Consider the following 13,445-nt stretch of genomic DNA (forward strand, 5'->3'; position numbering starts at 1 on the left):
TTACTCTGAAGAATTGTCAGAGTTTTCGTCGCTCAAGGATTGCCGATGGGGAAACAATGTAATCAAGAGTCTGTTAATACTTCCTTGTCCATATATCTGTGTCCCAAAAGTGTTATTGGGTTCAGTGTTAGCTGAACTGGGTTCGGATTCTTGAGAGTGAGTTTCTGGAGAACCTGGGAGAGTTGTTTCTGTTGTGATGGAGTCAGTAACCAGGGGCGTTTCTGCAACTGGAGGCGACTGGCTTTTAGGAGTTGGAGAAGGTGGAGATAGGGAAGTAGATTGTTGTTTAAAACCTATAAAGGCCGCAGCAGAGAATTGAGTAGTAGTAATTACTTTTTTCTCTGGTTGTTGCTCTGGGGGATTTGTAGAAGTGGTGTTTGTGGAAGTTGGCTCTTCATGTAAATTTTGATCAATCTGCCGACTGTTATCTCCCAAAACGGAACCTGATGGTATGACTTGTTCAGGTGCTACGGAACAGTTAAATACTGTTGTAGCTGCACCAATACAAGCATTAGCACCGATTTTACCAGGGCCAACCATCAAAAACCCCGCTCCCAGGTTTGCTCCTGCTTCTACTTCTAGGATACCCTCATTGACTTGGAGAATTGACCCCATGCCAATACAGGCCCCAGGACCAATAATAATTTTACTGTTGGCAGCTGCTTGGAGTATTACCCCTGGAGCAAGTACCGCGCTCTTATCAATATTTACCTCGCCACTAATATACTTATCAAAATTGTCCCTGAGGCGAAGCAACGGCACAGACATGGAATTTATTACCTCAGAAGCCGGAAGAATGAGTATTGAAAATTAATTTGAGATGGGGACTAGGGACTGGGGACTAGGGACTGGGGATTGGGGACTGGGGATTGGGGACTAGGGACTGGGGATTGGGGACTGGGGACTAGGGACTGGGGATTGGGAATTCTTCTCTTTTTTACCTTATTCCTGAATTTTTATCACCTATCACCTATCACCTATCACCTATCACCTATCACCTATCACCTATCACCTATCACCTATCACCTATCACCTATCACCTATCACCTATCACCTATCACCTGTCACCTGTCACCTGTCACCTAAATTATGGACGTTGGATGATTGCTTCCAACACGCGGCGTTTGGCTACGGGGTCGATTCCGATTAAACGCACGTATTCACCTGCATATTCAGAGATAACAGCTTCTAGTGCAGCGAGCACATCTCTTTCAGATGTAGCCTGAATTTGACCGCAGCTTACCCAAGAGCCTGTACGGAAACGACGTTGGTCTACGTGTTCAACACTAATCTTAAAACCACCTGTTAACAACTGTTTCAGTTGGTCTACTACTTCGGTACTCAAGCGGGTGCTAGTTGCAGTGGCACTTGCAGTTGCACCACTGTATAAAGTACCTGATGTTTTAGCACTACCGGAGGATACTACTTGACCGTTAGGACGTTGGATAATTGCTTCCAATACACGACGTTTGGCTTTGCTGTCAATGCCAATTAACCGCACATATTCGCCTTGATGAGAAGTCATGCATTCTTCCAAAGCAGCAACTACATCATTAGCTGAGGTTGCCTCAATAGGGTTACAGCTTTGCCAAGAGCCTGTACGGAAACGACGTTGGTCTACGTGTTCTGTACCAATTTTGTAACCATTAGCTAAGAGCTGGCGAATTTGGTTCACTGTTTCAGCACTGAGGCTGCCACTAGCAACTGCACCGTTACTGTTACCATTACCGTTGTAGCTGCTGTAAGATGCAGCAGGAGTTTTAAAACTAGATGTACTTGTAGCTACTACACCATCAGGACGTTGGATAATAGTTTCTAATACCCGTTTTCTGCCGTTGTCAATGCCGAACAAACGCACGTACTCGCCACTGTGGTCTATTAGACAAGATTCCAATGCTGTGATCGCTTCTCCTAATGATCTGGTTTCAATAGGCTGGCAGCTTTGCCAAGAGCCTGTACGGAAACGACGTTGGTCTACGTGTTCTGTACCAATTTTGTAACCTTGATTCAGTAGATAACGTACCTGATCTACTATTTCTGCACCCAATTTGCTTGCCACTTCACTGCTCCTTTCCAATTCGTCAACAATAATACTTGTATAAGATCTATCACCAGACAGATTAAGCTCGTCCCGAATCGGGGCAATACACTTAATATCCTCTACACAGCGATAACCAGCCCGCAAAGCCTGATTTATCCCCACAACGTGGTGAGCGAATTGCTGATCCTGAGCTTGTACATCTGGCAATCGGTCAGCTTGCTGCTGCATAGTAATTATCGACCCAGATGCTACGTATTTACCTGGTGGAATTTCTACATCTTGGATTAGAGCGTGCATCATCACGATGCAACCAGCCCCTACCCTGGCATTAAATACTGTAGACCTAAAGCCAATAAAGCAACTTTCCCCTACATAAGCTGGCCCATGAATCAGCGCCATGTGGGTAATAGAAGCATCTTTACCAACCCATACCGAGTAGTTTTTGCCATCATCACCAATTACTCGGCCTTGCTCCAACCCATGAATTACTACACCATCTTGAATATTAGTATTTTCACCAATAAAAAAAGGTGTTCCTTCATCTGCTCTAATCGAAGTTCCTGGAGCAATAATAACATTTTGACCCAGGTGTACATCCCCAATTAAATTACAAGAAGAATGTACAAATGCGGTTTGATGGATATCGGGTTCAGCTAAACTCCTTGACCACGGGGTTGGGGGTGCCGCCGTGCTGCGGACTACCATTGTGAGATTCCTCCTGAAATAAGCTTTTTGTCAGTAGTCGGTCGCTACACTTCAATTCAAAATTCAAAATTCAAAATTTATTTCTTCTTTTTGAATTTTTAATTTTGAATTCCCCTTCAGGGGTGACTATCTATATTGGTCTTTTTTGCTGTAAATGAGACGATCTTCTACGTAAATAGAATCAATGATCGCCACGACGGCGGCATCTACTGGTCGTTGTTTATTGCCAGGAACTTCACGAGCGGCACTACCACAACTTACAAGTACCCACTCATCTATACCTGCTCCTACGCTATTATCTGCTGCTACCTCATATTTAGGTAGGAGATTGCCGTTCTCATCTACTAACTGCAACATCAGCAGTTTTACACCTCTAAGAGTAGGATCTTGTATAGTGCTAACTACCGTGCCACGCACTTTGGCAATTTGCATCTAACTACGGTCTTCTACCGAAAGGACGAATGGCGTTAACTCCTTCCCGGAATTGTTCTACATCTTCTGTATACCGAATAGGTAGGACATATTCTAAGTTTTCATGAGGACGAGCGATGATGTGAGTAGACAGCACCTGTCCACCATTGACGCGCTTCACGTTGTCCACTCCAGCTGCTACTGATGCTTGAACTTCGGAAACGTCTCCCCGCACAATTACTGTTACTCGACCGCTACCAATTTTTTCGTATCCTACTAAGGTAACGCGAGCTGCCTTTACCATTGCATCAGCAGCTTCTACTACGGCTGGAAAGCCCAAAGTTTCAACCATTCCTACTGCGATCGACATTATTTTAATCCTTTAATCAAGTTAATGGTTTGTGCTACAGGACGCGAACAAACCGGGAAATCATTTGCACTCAAGCAAGCAACCCCGTTCATTACTTTGTGTCAACAGTTTTTAAGTTCGGAACTGTTCTACTGCTTCTGTATACCGAATAGGTAGGACATATTCTAGGTTTTCGTGAGGACGGGCAATAATGTGAGTAGACAACACTTCTCCACCGTTTACTCTTCTAGCTGCTTCGATACCAGCCGCTACTGAAGCTTGAACTTCAGATACATCACCCCGGACGATCACAGTCACACGGGCGCTGCCAATTTTCTCATATCCTACTAAGGTAACACGGGCTGCTTTCACCATAGCATCAGCAGCTTCTACTACTGCTGGAAAGCCTTTAGTCTCAATCATTCCAACTGCAATTGGCATCGCAGAACTCCTAAAAATTTAATCCAATCTGTACTATGCGTGGAAAATTTTGACGGGGATGCTGATCTTGAGTGAAGAAAACACTTCTAAAATTAAGGATATGAAACCTTGGCATCCCTGGCAACATAAATTACTATAATAGTTTGTAATAAAAAAGTTTTAGAAAACTTAACAAAACTTAATATGCCCCTGGAATCTATTAAAGTTTACGGATTCCTAGAGCAGCCGCTTATGCTTTATAATTTCTTTATCACATTTCCAAAATAACATTCATAACTGGGTCTAATCCTATCTGGTGATGGTCAATCACAGGCTGTATATTCTACTGTCTCTGACTTTCTTCAAGTTTTGCTATTTAGACATAGATTTAAGTGAACGATATATAAGTTTGTCAAATATATCATATAAACTTCTTTACTCAGAGTAGAAATACAAATTCGTAGCCAGAGGACTTATGAAGACAAGTAAATGCTTTTAAATATTTACAGTCATATTTTATTAGCATTTAATACGGGATGTTCAGGTAAAAATGCTGGTTAAGTTTTCTTGAAAAAATAGTTAAAAAAACTTGATTTTTCCCAGATTAACTTTTTTTAAGCGAATGATGTTTTTAATGTTGTTTGAGAACCTATAGGCTGAGTCATCAAGGAAAATTTCAAATGCATGAGTTTCTATTTTTCACAAGTTGGTTTGTACCTTTTTATAGCTTATTAGGTGCAATTTTAACCTTGCCTTGGAGCATAGGAATAATTCAACGAACAGGACCAAGACCTGCGGCATACTTGAATTCACTGACGACTTTGGTAGCTTTTTTCCATAGCTTATTTGTATTTCAAGATATTTGGAATAGAGATCCAGAAATTTTAGTAATTACTTGGTTTCAATCTGGGGACTTTAACTTAACCTTTGCCTTAGAACTCTCGCCAGTTAGTATTGGGGCAATAGTGCTAATTACAGGATTAAGTCTGTTAGCCCAAATTTATGCCCTGGGTTACATGGAAAAAGATTGGTCGTTAGCAAGGTTTTTTGGGTTGCTGGGATTTTTTGAAGCAGCTTTGACTGGTCTAGCGATTAGTGATTCTTTGTTCCTAAGTTATGCGTTGTTGGAAGTTCTCACCCTTTCTACTTACTTGCTCGTGGGTTTTTGGTATGCCCAACCATTGGTAGTAACGGCAGCGCGAGATGCGTTTTTAACCAAGCGGGTGGGAGATTTGCTCTTGTTGATGGGGGTAGTAGTCCTTTCAACTCAAGCTGGTAGTTTGAACTATTCCGATTTGTACGAGTGGGTGCAAACTGCTGACTTAAACCCATTTACATCAACATTACTGGGTATAGCATTGATTGCTGGTCCTGCTGGTAAATGCGCCCAATTTCCCTTGCATTTATGGTTAGATGAAGCAATGGAAGGGCCAAATCCGGCTTCAGTAATGCGAAACTCTTTGGTAGTCGGTAGTGGTGCTTATGTATTGTACAAGATTCAACCATTGTTAGCACTCTCACCAGTAGCGCTGAATGCTTTAGTTGTGATGGGAACTGTAACTGCTCTGGGGGCAACATTAGTATCAATCGCCCAAATTGATATTAAACGCGCTCTATCCCACTCTACAAGTGCCTATATGGGATTGGTATTTTTAGCAGTGGGCTTGCAACAAGGTGGTGTGGCTTTGATGTTGCTGTTAACTCATGCGATCGCAAAAGCATTATTATTCATGAGTTCTGGATCTATAATATACACTACCCAAAGTCAAGACTTGACAGAAATGGGGGGTTTATGGTCACGGATGCCAGCAACTACTACTGCTTTTGTCGTCGGTTCAGCAGGAATGGTGACATTGTTACCACTGGGTAGCTTTTGGGCAATGTTGGCTTGGGCTGATGGCTTAGTGAAAGTTAGTCCTTGGGTAATTGTAGTTTTACTGTTAGTTAATGGCTTGACAGCATTGAATTTAACCAGAGTCTTCCGATTGATATTCTGGGGTAACCCGCAACAAAAGACCCGCCGCGCTCCCGAAGTTGGTTGGCAAATGGCTTTCCCAATGGTGACTTTGACCATATTAACCCTATTGTTACCACTGATGCTACAGCAATGGTACTTACTACCTGATTGGGAAAGTATTGATTGGTACATTACATTATCTTTATTCACCTCTACTGTTTTAGGAGTAAGTATTGGCTCAAAAATTTACCTACATAAAGGTTGGTCAAGATCCACAATTCTGGGATGGAGATTTGTTCAAGATTTACTAGGTTATGATTTTTATATTGACCGAGTTTATCGGCTGACGATAGTTAGTGCAGTAGCATTGTTGTCCAAGATTTCCTCTTGGTGTGATCGCTATTTAGTAGATGGGATAGTGAACTTAGTCGGCTTTGCTGCCATTTTTGGTGGACAAAGTTTAAAGTACAGTATTTCCGGTCAATCTCAGGGCTATATGTTGACTATCCTCGTCGTAATTAGCGTTCTTGGGTTCTTCATTAGCTGGTCATTGGGTTTACTTGACAAATTGCCCTTTTAGGCAGCAGTTAACTGATAACTGATAACTGATAACTGATAACTGATAACTGATAACTGATAACTGATAACTGATAACTGATAACTGATAACTGATAACTGATAACTGATTATGATGCTGAGTACATTGATTTTGCTACCTTTGCTGGGTGCAGCTTTAATCGGTTTTTATCCTTCTGCGATCAGTGGGAAACTAGCCCGTGGAGTAGCGTTGGCTTTCGCTGTCATAATTTTCTTATGGACAGTGTTCCTAACAATTGAGTTTGATCCAGGGGAAGTTGGACAACAGTTTGCTGAGTCTTTGCCCTGGATAGATGCTTTAGGCTTGAACTATAATCTAGGCATAGATGGTTTATCCTTGCCATTGCTGCTTTTAAATGGAGTTTTAACTTGTATTGCCATCTACAGTGGCGATGAATCTATTCAGCGTCCTAGATTTTATTATTCCTTAGTGCTGCTGTTAAGCGCAGGAGTGATAGGAGCATTTTTAGCACAGGATTTATTGTTATTCTTCCTATTCTACGAATTAGAATTGATACCTTTGTATTTGCTAATTGCAATTTGGGGTGGTGCAAAACGGGGTTATGCAGCCACAAAGTTTCTGATTTACACCTCTGTATCGGGAATCTTGATTTTAGCCAGTTTCTTAGGTATGGTTTGGTTGAGTGATTCGCCCAGTTTTGGACTAGCAACCTTAAATACCCACACTTTACCTTTAGGGACACAAATATTATTACTGGTGGGAATTTTGGTAGGTTTTGGAATTAAAATTCCTCTTGTTCCCTTCCATACTTGGTTGCCAGATGCCCACGTTGAAGCTTCCACACCCATTTCTGTACTATTAGCTGGGATATTGTTGAAATTAGGCACTTATGGTTTGTTGCGGTTTGGGATGAACTTGTTGCCTGAAGCTTGGGAATATGCAGCACCGACTTTAGCAACATGGGCTGTTGTTAGTGTGTTGTTTGGTGCTTCCTGTGCGATCGCCCAAACTGATATGAAAAAAATGGTAGCCTATAGTTCTATCGGACACATGGGTTATGTTTTGTTAGCAGCAGCAGCAGCAACACCATTAAGCGTCTTGGGTGCTGTCATGCAAATGATTAGCCACGGCTTAATTTCTGCCATGTTGTTTTTAGTGGTAGGAGTTGTGTATAAAAAAGCTGGTAGTCGTGACTTAGAAGTTATTAGGGGACTGCTGAACCCAGAAAGGGGAATGCCTGTCATCGGCTTCTTGATGGTTTTGGGAGTCATGGCCAGCGCAGGTATACCGGGAATGGTAGGGTTTATTTCCGAATTCATTGTTTTTAGGGGTAGTTTCGAGATTTTCCCAGTACAAACCCTAATTTCAATGCTAGGTACAGGCTTAACTGCGGTTTACTTCTTAATTCTCCTCAATCGTGCCTTTTTTGGGCGCTTGTCTGCACAAGTTACTAATTTACCACGGGTTTATTGGAGCGATCGCATTCCTGCATTTATCTTAGCTGTCTTAATAGTAGTTTTCGGCATCGAACCCTCTTGGTTAGTGCATTGGACAGAAGCTACTATTACAGCCATGGTAAATACTCAAAACCTAGTAGCTAAAATACTTTGAGATCAACTGACAAACAACAATTAAATTATCGATGCTAGAGATTGGGAAAGTTTACCTTGATATTCCCAATTCTAGTCTTCAATAGCAGTCCATATTATTGAGAAACTGTATATGATATTTTATTTACAAGTTCAATTAACTGGTACTACCGTTTTTATTAATAAATAAAAGTACTAAAAATTACTATTAATTATAAGAATTCTATTCAATACAGTGTTTAATCTTTGTTAAAATCTAGAAATACCCATACCTTGAATTATTGAAGAAATTTGGAGACATAGTAATGCTTAATATGAAAAATAAACCTGTTAATCATCCCTTAGTCGAATATATTCAACGGTTACAAACGGGTCAAGCATTACTTAAAGATAGTCCTGAAAATGTTTTAGAAGTTGTTGGTATTCTTAAAAGTTATGGTGTAGTTTTAGATGCCTATTCTAAAAATCTCATTTATATTGCTGAAAATCAATTTCTAGTAAATTTTCCCTTCTTTAAATATTTTGATGGCGAGATTTCTATCCAAAAATTATTTCGTCACTGGTGGCATGACAGAATTAATTTTGAATATGCAGAATATTGCATGAAAACCATGATGTGGCATGGTGGTGGCGGTTTAGATGCCTATTTAGATAGTCAGGAGTTTGCTGATATATGCAAAGTTGTGATTAATATTAAATTCAAAAATAACCCCTTCATGTTGGGTATACATCAGCTATTTCCCGACTTTTTAATAGAACAGTTGCGTGTCTCTGCCTATTACAGTGGATTAGGTCAATTTTGGCAAGTCATGGCTAATATATTTCTAACTTTATCAGACTGCTATGACCAAGGGAAAATTAAATCAATTCCTGAAGTTGTAAAATATATTAAAGCTGGTTTGGTAGCAGATGCTTTAAAACCAATTACATACAATGTAAAAATTAGGGATAAAGTCTATGAAATCATTCCCAAATCAGTCAGTTTAACCTTTCTTGCAGATACCGCAGTTCCTTATGTAGAAGCAGTTTTCTTCCGGGGAACTCCGTTTCTGGGTACAGTTTCCCTAAACGCGCAAGCATATCAAGTTCCCCCAGATCAATCTCGATTTCAATATGGTGCATTATATGCCGATCCTTTACCTATTGGCAGTGCGGGTATTCCTCCCACATTATTAATGCAAGATATGCGCCATTATTTACCAGAATATTTACATAATATTTATCGTCGCAGTCCTCGCGGAGAAGATGATTTGCGAGTGCAAATTTGTATGAGTTTCCAAAAGTCAATGTTTTGTGTAACTACTGCTGCAATTTTGGGACTTTTACCTTATCCTATGGATACAGAAAATCAGTCTGAGCAAAATGCTAACCGTGTTTACCTAGAAAAGTGGATGGATAGGTTAAAAACTTCGCAGATAATGGAAGTTAATAAATAGGATATTTAGTAAATGCCAAACCGCTACAAGAATCTACATCTAATTCAGTAACTTGATCCAGAAAAGAATTTTTGGCAGATTTACCATTTGATGCTGGGATATGAATTTCCTTCGGATAGTATTCAGGCTTTAGAAGTGGCTTTAATGCGAACTTATTATCTTCCTAGTATTTCTAAATTGCTGAATAAAACCAGAGAATTTATCTATCGTCCTCAAAAACGTTATGATGATACCTCTATCATGTTGACGGAGATTATTAAATGGGGTTTAAAGAGTGAGAGAGGTCAAGAAGCATTACAAAGAGTGAACTCAATTCATCGGCGTTTTTAAATAGATAATGCTGATTTTTTGTATGTGCTTTGTACCATAATTTATGAACCAATTCGGTGGAATCAACATTTTGGTTGGCGGTTAATGTGTGAAGGTGAAAAATTAGTAACTTTTTATTTTTGGCGACAAGTTGGGGAAGCAACTCGTGACTTATTTATAAGTTGGTTTCCTAAATGGATGGAGAAACCTTAAAAACTAATAACTTATACTTTATTGGATGATACAATATTGGATGCTTTTGGATTTGAACATCCTTCACCATCATCACCATCTAATAATAAATTACCATCTCAATCCCACCAACTTAACCAAGGTAATTCTACATTCTGATATTCACCCTCCCATATACCTATCTCAACACCCATAGGTGTAATCGGATAATGTCCCCGTTCATTTGCTGGTGGTAATACCTAAAGTCTCCACCAATTCCTGCAAACGCACCCTCCCATCTCGAAAAACAGACCAACCATCACCCACCAGCACTGTTTCTACCTTCTCCAAACCAGCCAATCGGTGAACCGAAGCCACCGCTTGATCTCGATTCATTAACTTTTCATCTGGTAACATGGTTAAGCTACCTGCGGAATGTGATCGCACTAAATCCCCAGTAATCAAAGTAGTTTCCTCCAACAGTAAGGCCAACTCACTGGGAGTTTTAGAACCTTGGAGTTCAACCACCTTCAGTCCTGGTACTAACTCATCACCATCATTTAACCAGCGATCACACAAAATCGGAAAATACTCCTTTTCCCCAGCAGGTCCAGCAATCTTTGCATAGGTTTGATTAGCAATTTCTTTAGCTGACCTTAAATGATCCGAATTCGTTAAAACAATCCAAACTACACCACCGAGAGATTCCAAATGATTCCAATCATGGTTTGATAAGGCTACTGGGTCAATCAAAATATTACCCTCTGGACGAATCCAGGCAAAGCCATTAAAATCAATATTTCTTGCTGGATTGAAACAAGACCAGCTATATAAATCAGGACGGTGCAGAGATTTCATAATGATTGTGGTTTAGGACTTTCAATAGCTGTTTTTCTGACATCTTGCACCAGTCTATGGTGAATGGTACGAGACATAAGTTTTGATATAACAGTATTAATACTGTATCATTAATAGTTACCTAACTGATAAGAAGTTGTTGCTGTGTTAGTAAAAACGATGAAATGAAGCTCATACTTATCATTTAAGGCGAAAAGGAACAGCAGGGAAAAAATTGCAGTTTAAATAATCCCATGATAGCCCTTCATAAACTATTTTCTATTTTAGAAATCAGCCATAAGGTAGAAGGAAAAAATCCAGTAATATAAGTTAATCAATACTGTTACAAACCGACATTGTATTAGGATTGAACAGAAAATCACTGACCATTAATGTATCCAACTTAAGGGCTAATAAATTAGAATTATCAAGCTTTTTTAGGGGTAATTTTACCATTAATATTCGGTAGTAAAATCTGCCAAAATAGCAGTGGAAGTTATATGAATCTATTGCTATAATTTGGTAAATTTGTCAATTCACTATTTAAGCTGATAGATTCAGGGTTTAACGTCCTATTTACATAGAAAATAGTTGGAATTAATGTTGTCATGATTTCCGTTTAGAACTATACTCACTCATCAAAAAAACAGGAATATTTACTATGATGATGATGATGACTGAATCCATGACCACCGAAATGCAAACCTGCATCAACGCTTCCATGGAATGTCATAAAATCTGCTTAGAAACGATGACTTACTGTATCAGCAAAGGCGGTAGGTATATGGATATGGGAATTATGAGTATGATGCGCGACTGCTCAGAAATATGCATGATGTGTATGAATATGATGATGGGCGGTTCTGACTTTATGGGACGTACTTGTACTCTTTGTGCGGAAATGTGCGATAGCTGTGCAGCAGCTTGTGAAACAATCAGTGATGACAGCAGAATGAGCGAATGTGCAACAGCTTGTCGTAAATGTGCTGAAGCCTGTAGATCAATGCCAATGATTCCTGCTTAGTTCTCTTAAATAGCAGATAAATTCTGCAACCTAATTATTAAAGCGTTCAGACTGTTTCAGTTTGGACGCCTACTTTTATCAAATCTTGCAAATAAATATTTTCATACTCTCCACATAAAGCGGAATATCGTAAAATTTAACAAGCAAGGTTTAGTGGCCTTAGTAGTTGAGTTATAAATTTAAACAATAGATAACTTAACAGTTTTACTTTTTGATCTTAGAGGGTATTTGAAAAGTTAGAAAAGGTATAATTTGTCATTCTGTGTGAAACAACTTGGAATGTATCCCTTCGGGACACTGCGTGAACGAGAAGCGTGCCGGAGGCTCTAGAATCTAGGGTTTGAGCGGATCGCTCTGAGATGCTTCACTACGCAGCCCTACGTACCCTCCGGGAAGCAAGGTAGAGTATGACTTTCTAAATATCCTCTTAAATCCTTGTCTAGCAAGGACTTAAGTTTTCTAAAAACCTTCTCCTCTATTCAATCTTTCTTCATGTTTGGTAATTACCCAAAGTGCATGAATACTACCAGGAAGCCAACCGAGAAGAGTGAGCAAAATGTTAATTATCAAAGTTGGACTAATACCCACTGTGAGAAATACTCCCACTGGAGGTAAGAATAAAGCAAGTAGCAAACGAGTTAATTTCATGGGATTGTATTGGTATTTTTTAATATCTACTTAGATTTATTGTGGAGAGGAAATTTTCAAATTCACTCCTTCTGAGGATTTATCTGACGACTATCACCAAATTAAGATTCAGTTTTGACATTAGTATTGCTTTGTAAGTCCATATTATTTTTTTCGGCAAAGTATTTACTGATCAATGTATTTGCCAAAGATAGGACAACTGGAGCGAGAATAAAAGCGATAATTCCTTCGACTCTAAACCCAGGAACTAAAACTGATACTAACCAAAAGCAAATTCCGTTGACTATTAAGGAAAATCCGCCTAAAGTTACGAATGTCAATGGTAAAGATAGGGTAGAAATAACTGGTTTAACTGAACTATTAATCAAACCAATTACTAAAGCCGCTATTAAAGCTGCGGGAAAATTAGCAATATCAACCCCTGGAAAAATAATATCCACAATTAACAGGCTTAATGCTGTAGCAAGTGCGCTTAAGAATGTTGCCCACATTATTTTTACCTCTGTAAGTGCTACCTATATATATAATAATATTTAACTCAAAAATTCCATTTTTCACCTCTGTTGATAGATAGGAATAGAATATATCGCAAGGAGGATTCTTTAACGCAGAGGAACGCTGGTTTTTTTAGTTTTCAGATTCATTTATAGTAGAGGGAGTATTTATATAAGAGTTGTTTTTGGTGAGTTTCTAATACACAATCGAATAAGGGATAAGTTAGACAGGTAATAACATAACCAGCTTCAATTTCATGGGGACGGAGAAATTTTTGCTCACTTTGATTTATTTCCCTGCTGATAAGTTTAGCTACATAAGCTGAACATTCCCCTTGTTTACACCCAGATGGTAAACGGATACCCCCTTCTTCTGTTATGTCGATGATATATTGATCATCTGGTACTTGAATTGTACGATCTAATCCTAATTTATCATTAATTAGTCGAACTTGATAAACTATCATATCATATCAATTTTGAATTTATTTTTTG

The 13,445-nt window shown here is 39.3% G+C and carries 15 protein-coding genes and 1 pseudogene; 6 read left to right on the top strand and 10 right to left on the bottom strand.

Annotated elements, in window-relative coordinates:
* From AAZO_RS08845 to AAZO_RS08865, 5 genes are all read right to left on the bottom strand, one after another.
* The gene (locus AAZO_RS08845; RefSeq protein WP_013190977.1) at nt 1-768 is read right to left on the bottom strand and encodes a beta-carboxysome scaffolding protein CcmN; all 768 of its coding nucleotides are present in this window, start codon (nt 766-768) and stop codon (nt 1-3) included.
* A gap of 319 nt (nt 769-1,087) precedes the next feature.
* Entirely contained in the window at nt 1,088-2,746 is a 1,659-nt protein-coding gene (locus AAZO_RS08850) for a beta-carboxysome scaffolding protein CcmM (RefSeq protein WP_013190978.1), read from the bottom strand.
* 126 nt (nt 2,747-2,872) lie between these two features.
* Nucleotides 2,873-3,178, bottom strand: a complete 306-nt coding sequence (locus AAZO_RS08855) for a beta-carboxysome shell vertex protein CcmL (RefSeq protein ID WP_013190979.1) — start codon at nt 3,176-3,178, stop codon at nt 2,873-2,875.
* Between the two features lie 4 nt (nt 3,179-3,182).
* Nucleotides 3,183-3,527: a carbon dioxide-concentrating mechanism protein CcmK gene (locus AAZO_RS08860; protein WP_013190980.1), complete on the bottom strand. Its 345-nt coding sequence runs from the start codon at nt 3,525-3,527 to the stop codon at nt 3,183-3,185.
* Between the two features lie 111 nt (nt 3,528-3,638).
* Complete coding sequence (locus AAZO_RS08865) at nt 3,639-3,947, bottom strand: carbon dioxide-concentrating mechanism protein CcmK (RefSeq protein ID WP_006276527.1); 309 nt, start codon at nt 3,945-3,947, stop codon at nt 3,639-3,641.
* 659 nt (nt 3,948-4,606) lie between these two features.
* Between AAZO_RS08865 and AAZO_RS08870 the strand changes: the two genes are divergently transcribed.
* The 5 genes from AAZO_RS08870 to AAZO_RS35140 all read left to right on the top strand — a co-directional run bounded on the left by AAZO_RS08870 (nt 4,607) and on the right by AAZO_RS35140 (nt 9,989).
* The gene (locus AAZO_RS08870; RefSeq protein ID WP_013190981.1) at nt 4,607-6,463 is read left to right on the top strand and encodes an NAD(P)H-quinone oxidoreductase subunit F; all 1,857 of its coding nucleotides are present in this window, start codon (nt 4,607-4,609) and stop codon (nt 6,461-6,463) included.
* A 111-nt stretch (nt 6,464-6,574) separates the two neighbouring features.
* The gene (locus AAZO_RS08875) at nt 6,575-8,053 is read left to right on the top strand and encodes an NADH-quinone oxidoreductase subunit M (protein ID WP_041639751.1); all 1,479 of its coding nucleotides are present in this window, start codon (nt 6,575-6,577) and stop codon (nt 8,051-8,053) included.
* Nucleotides 8,054-8,336: 283 nt separating this feature from the next.
* On the top strand, nt 8,337-9,467 hold the full coding sequence (locus tag AAZO_RS08880) for a CO2 hydration protein (RefSeq protein ID WP_013190983.1): 1,131 nt from the start codon (nt 8,337-8,339) through the stop codon (nt 9,465-9,467).
* Nucleotides 9,468-9,557: 90 nt separating this feature from the next.
* Nucleotides 9,558-9,797: a hypothetical protein gene (locus AAZO_RS35135; RefSeq protein ID WP_049790634.1), complete on the top strand. Its 240-nt coding sequence runs from the start codon at nt 9,558-9,560 to the stop codon at nt 9,795-9,797.
* Between the two features lie 18 nt (nt 9,798-9,815).
* Nucleotides 9,816-9,989, top strand: a complete 174-nt coding sequence (locus tag AAZO_RS35140; RefSeq protein ID WP_187289627.1) for a hypothetical protein — start codon at nt 9,816-9,818, stop codon at nt 9,987-9,989.
* Between the two features lie 98 nt (nt 9,990-10,087).
* Here AAZO_RS35140 and AAZO_RS37595 read toward each other — a convergent pair.
* Together AAZO_RS37595 and AAZO_RS08890 are read right to left on the bottom strand one after the other, a co-directional pair.
* Nucleotides 10,088-10,198 (bottom strand): annotated as a pseudogene (locus tag AAZO_RS37595) (Uma2 family endonuclease); the annotation flags it as partial.
* Nucleotides 10,188-10,805: an MBL fold metallo-hydrolase gene (locus tag AAZO_RS08890; RefSeq protein ID WP_013190984.1), complete on the bottom strand. Its 618-nt coding sequence runs from the start codon at nt 10,803-10,805 to the stop codon at nt 10,188-10,190. The pseudogene AAZO_RS37595 and the gene AAZO_RS08890, both read right to left, overlap by 11 nt.
* 640 nt (nt 10,806-11,445) lie before the next feature.
* On the opposite strand from AAZO_RS08890, the gene AAZO_RS08895 reads away from it, so the two are divergent.
* Complete coding sequence (locus tag AAZO_RS08895; protein WP_013190985.1) at nt 11,446-11,808, top strand: four-helix bundle copper-binding protein; 363 nt, start codon at nt 11,446-11,448, stop codon at nt 11,806-11,808.
* Nucleotides 11,809-12,267: 459 nt separating this feature from the next.
* Here the strand turns inward: AAZO_RS08895 and AAZO_RS08900 are convergent, their stop codons facing one another.
* The 3 genes from AAZO_RS08900 to AAZO_RS08910 form a co-directional block, all read right to left on the bottom strand.
* Nucleotides 12,268-12,456, bottom strand: coding sequence for a YqaE/Pmp3 family membrane protein (locus AAZO_RS08900; RefSeq protein ID WP_013190986.1), 189 nt, complete (start codon nt 12,454-12,456; stop codon nt 12,268-12,270).
* 101 nt (nt 12,457-12,557) lie between these two features.
* The gene (locus AAZO_RS08905; protein WP_013190987.1) at nt 12,558-12,947 is read right to left on the bottom strand and encodes a phage holin family protein; all 390 of its coding nucleotides are present in this window, start codon (nt 12,945-12,947) and stop codon (nt 12,558-12,560) included.
* Nucleotides 12,948-13,096: 149 nt separating this feature from the next.
* Complete coding sequence (locus AAZO_RS08910; protein ID WP_013190988.1) at nt 13,097-13,417, bottom strand: 2Fe-2S iron-sulfur cluster-binding protein; 321 nt, start codon at nt 13,415-13,417, stop codon at nt 13,097-13,099.
* Nucleotides 13,418-13,445 lie beyond the last annotated feature (28 nt).

This window comes from 'Nostoc azollae' 0708 (assembly GCF_000196515.1).
Taxonomy (GTDB): Bacteria; Cyanobacteriota; Cyanobacteriia; order Cyanobacteriales; family Nostocaceae; genus Trichormus_B; species Trichormus_B azollae.